We start from the raw sequence: 5,188 nt of genomic DNA, 5'->3' as shown, positions 1-5,188 counted from the left end.
CGCCGATACCCCACGACGCGGCTGATGCCACTGGCCCTTACCTTGGCACTTGCAACGATTCCGCTCACGGGCCACGGCGAGGACCTGTTGGATGTCTACCGCGAAGCATACGCAAATGATCCGGTGCTTTCTCAAGCCGATATAAAACGGCTATCCGCGTCAGAAGACGTGCAGCAAAGCCGTTCCTTGCTTCTCCCGCAAGCCAAAGGGGTAATTTCGCTCAAGCAAGCCCGCGACCGCAATACAGATCTCAATAACAGCGCTCCACTCCTTTCTGATCTCGCCCGCTCACGCAACGCTTCCATCAACACGATTCAACAGGTAAACCACTTAGCCAGGTGGGCCGAGTTATCTGCATCCATGTCGGAGGCGGACTCGCAGAACGCCACTTACCGGGCGGCGATCCAGGAGCTGTATGTGCGCACTGCGGCTGCTTATTTCGACGTGCTGATCGCGACCGACCAGCTTTCCTTTGTCATAGCGAATGAAGAGGCTTTACGCCAGGCCTACGAGCAGGCCGATGAGCACTTCAAAGCCGGCCTGTCTGCAATTACCCCTATGTATCTGGCCAAATCGGCATATGAACAAGCCAAGGCAAACACTATCCAGACAACGGCCAAACTCAGCAACACGAAGGAGGTGCTGAGACAGCTCACAGGCAAGCCGGCGGGTAATTTGAAGAAGTTGCGTGAAGATATTCCAATGATTCCGCCCTCACCAGCTATACCCGGTGTCTGGGTGCAATTGGCCTCAACGAACAATCCAGCTCTTGCCGCACAGCGCCACAAGGTCCAATCGGCCGTGCGCAGTATCTATTCGGCCAAGGCTGCACATTTGCCGACCCTCAATGCATCGGTGGCCCATAGCAAATCCGACGTTTGGGCAGCGCATCGCAACAACGCTGACGTTACACCTGCCACAAACAGACGGGAGAGTGGGGAGATCGCCGTGAGTTTGGACATCCCAATCTATTCCGGTGGCGCCACTCAATCGAAGGTCCGACAGTCGACTTACCACAGCGATGGGGCTCGGGCCGCCCTGGAATCGCAGCGCCGCCGGGTCACTCGCGATGTCTTGAGCCTTTATCGTGCCGCCGTGACAGGCATCGCCCAGATGGAGGCCGCCAAGGCCGGCGTGGACTCCGGCCGGCAAGCGCTCGATGCCATACGCGCGGGCTTCACAGTTGGCACCCAGACCATGCTGAACGTGCTGACCGCGATTCAGACCCTGATGCAGGCGCGGAGCTTGTATTCGCAATCACGTCACCAGTTCTTACTGAATAAGCTACGGCTCAAGCAACAGGCCGGCACGATCGACATGAAGGATATGGAAGAGATCAACGCGCTGCTGCAGTAGCGGCAGCCATGTCACTCACGACAAAACGGACGCCTCCCGGCGCCGTTTTTTTATGCCCGAGGGGCAATGCCTCCCGGCTATTCCTGCAGTTGCTGATCGATCAAGCGCATCACACGCTCTACCGCACCGCGCTCGCTGTCGAAGACATGGCGCGCGCGTTCGCCCATCCTCTCGCGCTGGACGGCATCGAGCAGGAGACGCACCGTCACGCTACCCAGCTCGTCCTTGTCGTTGATCCGCTCAGCCGCGCCTTCGTTGATCAGCGTAAGGGTGATTTCCTCGAAATTGAAGGTGTGCGGGCCAACCAGCACTGGGCGTGAGAGTGCCGCCGGCTCCAGCACGTTATGCCCGCCGATCGGCACCAGGCTGCCGCCGACGAAGGCTAGATCGGAAGCGGCATAGAACGGCATCAGCTCCCCCATGGAATCGATCACGAAAACCTGGTGCGCCGCCGAGGGCACCCGCTCGACGCTGCGCGTGGCCAGGGTGAATCCCAGGCTGCGCACCGAGTTCTCCACCAGCTTGAAGCGCTCCGGGTGCCGTGGGGCGATCAGCAACAATGCATCGGGCAATCGCTTGAGCACATCGAGGTGCGCTTCGAGCACAGGCAGCTCCTCGCCCTCATGCGTGCTGCCGGCGATCCATACGGGTCGCAGCCGCCCCCATTGCTCCCGCAGATGCGACCCGGCGTTGACCGCATCGAACGGCACAGGCATATCGAACTTCATGTTGCCGCTGACCAGGATCGTCGACGGATCGGCACCGAGCAGGCGGTAGCGGGCCGCATCGGTGCGCGACTGCGCGGCGATCACGCGCACGCTGCGCAAAGCCTGGCGCACGATGCCGTCGAGCGGTCGATAACCACGCAACGAACGCTCGGACAGGCGCGCGTTGACGATCATCATGGGAATGCCACGCTTGCCGCAGGCAAAGTACAGGTTCGGCCAGATCTCGGTCTCGACAATGATGGCCAGGCGTGGCCGCACGCGCTTCAGAAAGCGCGAGACCGCGAACGGCAAGTCATAGGGCAGATAGACGTGCACCACGCTGTCGCCAAACAACTGACGTACACGCTCGGAGCCGGTCGGGGTCACCGTGGTCACCACCAAGGGCGCATTCGGGTAGCTATTGCGCAGCGCCTTGATCAGCGGCTCGGCGGCATTCACTTCCCCGACGGAAACCGCATGGACCCACAGGCTGCCGCGCACGGCGGGCGCCAGCGAGAAGCCGAACCGCTCGCGCCAGCGCCGGTGGTAGTCGCGATAGCGCACCCCGCGAAACAGCAAGCGAAGCACGATGAACGGCGTCGCCAAGTACATGGCCAGGGTATAGAGGTAACGCAACGGGCTGTCCTAGCTTACAAGCGTAACGCGGGAGTATACCCGGCCCCCCTTCCCTCCCGGCGGCGCAAGCTGTGCGACAGCCCGCTACAATGGCAGGAATGCCCGGTACACCTCGCCCCACATTCCAGCTTTCCCTGCTCTCGCCCCGGCAATGGCCGGCCTGGATTGGCCTGGCCGTGATCTGGCTCATCGCCCGGCTGCCCTATCGAGCCCTGATGCGGCTCGGCCACTGGCTGGGCTGGGTCGTTCAGCGCGTGCGCTCGCCGCGGCGCAAGGTGGCCGCCACCAACATCGCGCTGTGCTTTCCGGAACTGTCTCCCGCCGAACAGGCCACGCTGGTCGACGCGAACCTGCACGACATCGGCCTGATGATGATGGAGTTTGCCCTGGGTTGGATGGGCAGCGACCGGGCCGTCAAGCGCGTGCCGGTGACCATCGAAGGCATGGAGCATCTGCAGGCCGCCCGCATGCAGGGCAAGGGCGTGCTGCTGGTCGGCGGTCATTTCTCGCACCTCGAACTGTGCGCGCGCCTGGTCTCGCAGCACATGCGCATCGCGGGTATGTACCGGCAAATGGATTCGGCAGTGTTCGAATATGCCGTACTGCGTTCGCGCCTGGATTACGCCGACGCGATGTTCGACAAAGACGATATCCGTGGCACGGTGAAATACCTGCGCGGCGGCGGCACCCTGTGGTATGCGCCGGACCAGGACATGCGCAGCAAGGACAACGCCTTCGTACCGTTCTTCGGTATACCGGCTGCAACCATCACTGCTACGCACCATCTGGCGCGCTTGTCCAAGGCATCGGTAATCCCGTTCTTCCATCGGCGCCTGCCCGATGGCCGCGGCTATGCGTTGCGCCTGGGTGCGCCATTGAGCGACTTCCCCAGCGACGATGCACACGCCGATACGGCACGCATCAACCGTTGCATCGAAGCGATGGTGTGCGAAGCGCCTGAGCAGTATCTATGGGTACATAAGCGTTTCAAGACACGGCCCGAAGGTGAACCGCCGATTTATTGAAAGCCTTCAGCGGAAAAGCCAGTGCGTTCCATGCTTGCACCAGCCTTTCGAACTCGCGTCCTCGCCGGTCGCTTCGCACTCTTTTCCTAAACCGCGAGCAACACGAAAGACACACGACAGCAAGCGACAGATACATGACGGCGACTGCCGGTAGAAATCCATTCCAGGATTTTCACCAGGCCATGATGCGCCATGTCGTTCAAGCTGTTCCTTCGCTCCATGCGCGAGCGTCGCGATTGGCACGGGTCGCGTGCCAAACGTGCGATTTATGCCATCAAGTATGCAGCTCGCTGCGTGATCCACGGACGCGCCCAAGCCGCGTGGTTGCGCTTCATCTATGCGACTCCTGGCATGGCTGCAGCCCTCGAGCGCGATCGGTACCTGTTCGATCGCCCGATGCATCGCTATATCAATAGCGGCATGGGCATTGCCGCACGCTACAACACCATCCTCCATCATCATCGCTTTGTGCAAACGCATCTTTCTGCTTCGCCGATCGATGCGATGTACCGCGATGGTGCTGTGACGCTGGGCGAGATACAGCTCAAAGACGCCAGTATTCTGCTCATCAAGCTCGCCATGCCCGGCGGTCGCGGACGCGAAGGAGAGCTTTGCCTGCAGCTGACCAATACACAGCATCAGGTACTTTCTTCGCTGATCTTCACCATTGGCGACAATGGCGACAATGGCGACAATGGCGACAATGGCGACAGCTTACTGATCGGCTGCCTGCAAGGTGCATGCTCCGAGCTTGGCCGCGAGGCCGTACGAACGCTGACCCGGCAATCCCACGGCCTGCGCCCGAAGAATCTCCTGCTATCGATGCTACTGGCATTCGCCGAGGACCGCGGCATGACGCATGTACGCGGCGTGAGCCAGCAAGCGCATCCGTTTGCAACGACGCGCGGCAAGATCAAGGCCGACTACGACAGCTTCTGGCAAGAGTGCGGAGGCCAACGGCACCGCGACGGTTTCTACGATCTGCCCGCACGCGAACCGGTGCGCGACGAAAATCAGGTGGAAAGCAAGCATCGTTCCGCGTTCCGTAAGCGCGAAGCACTGCGCTGGGAAGCTTGTCATATGTTCGTGCAGGCGATGCACGGCCGCATCGGAGATCCGTTGCGCAGGGCGGCCTGACGGGACCTTCTTGGCGTGAGTAGAAGCGGAGAGGTAGAGGCGGGGAGACAGAAAAACCGCCGGCGCTTCTTACTCACCCTCACTTCTCTCCGCTCACTTCCTGGCGCGAGGAACGTCGCTCGCTTCTGCGCGCCTCATATAGCTTGGCGTATTTCAGGAAGGCATAGAACGCGCCGGTGACGCTAGCGATGAAGCCAGCCCAACCGCTCAGAAAATATCGCTTGCCGATGTACTGCCGCAGGAAGAACAGCGGCGGGTAGAGCACCATGCGCACGCCCGTAAAGCGCTGCCGCTTGCGCAGCTTATGCGCGACCATGCCGCTGGTAT

At 61.1% G+C, this 5,188-nt stretch carries 4 protein-coding genes and 1 pseudogene; 3 read left to right on the top strand and 2 right to left on the bottom strand.

Going from position 1 to position 5,188, the window contains the following annotated elements:
* Positions 1 to 24: 24 nt before the first annotated feature.
* On the top strand, positions 25 to 1,356 hold the full coding sequence (locus VIM98_RS18180) for a TolC family outer membrane protein (protein WP_331994514.1): 1,332 nt from the start codon (positions 25 to 27) through the stop codon (positions 1,354 to 1,356).
* A 77-nt stretch (positions 1,357 to 1,433) separates the two neighbouring features.
* Here VIM98_RS18180 and waaA read toward each other — a convergent pair whose 3' ends face one another.
* On the bottom strand, positions 1,434 to 2,699 hold the full coding sequence (gene waaA, locus VIM98_RS18175) for a lipid IV(A) 3-deoxy-D-manno-octulosonic acid transferase (protein ID WP_331994513.1): 1,266 nt from the start codon (positions 2,697 to 2,699) through the stop codon (positions 1,434 to 1,436).
* Positions 2,700 to 2,788: 89 nt separating this feature from the next.
* On the opposite strand from waaA, the gene lpxL reads away from it, so the two are divergent.
* Positions 2,789 to 3,724 (top strand): LpxL/LpxP family Kdo(2)-lipid IV(A) lauroyl/palmitoleoyl acyltransferase, encoded by a 936-nt coding sequence (gene lpxL / locus VIM98_RS18170; RefSeq protein ID WP_331994512.1) that lies wholly within the window; start codon positions 2,789 to 2,791, stop codon positions 3,722 to 3,724.
* A gap of 192 nt (positions 3,725 to 3,916) precedes the next feature.
* Positions 3,917 to 4,861 carry a VirK/YbjX family protein gene (locus VIM98_RS18165; RefSeq protein WP_331994511.1) on the top strand — a complete coding sequence of 315 codons (945 nt, stop codon included), beginning with the start codon at positions 3,917 to 3,919 and terminating at the stop codon, positions 4,859 to 4,861.
* Between the two features lie 79 nt (positions 4,862 to 4,940).
* On the opposite strand, the pseudogene VIM98_RS18160 reads toward VIM98_RS18165, so the two are convergent.
* A pseudogene (locus tag VIM98_RS18160) lies at positions 4,941 to 5,188 on the bottom strand (glycosyltransferase family 2 protein); the annotation flags it as partial.

This window comes from Dyella sp., from assembly GCF_036568765.1.
Lineage (GTDB): Bacteria > Pseudomonadota > Gammaproteobacteria > Xanthomonadales > Rhodanobacteraceae > GSA-30.
This window is presented reverse-complemented; position numbering and strand designations above follow the sequence as displayed.

What these genes read in the sequence shown, in the direction of transcription:
- lpxL (WP_331994512.1), top strand. Translation starts at nt 2,789, where the DNA reads ATGGCAGGAATGCCCGGTACACCTCGCCCCACATTCCAGCTTTCCCTG.
- VIM98_RS18165 (WP_331994511.1), top strand. Translation starts at nt 3,917, where the DNA reads ATGTCGTTCAAGCTGTTCCTTCGCTCCATGCGCGAGCGTCGCGATTGG.
- VIM98_RS18180 (WP_331994514.1), top strand. Translation starts at nt 25, where the DNA reads ATGCCACTGGCCCTTACCTTGGCACTTGCAACGATTCCGCTCACGGGC.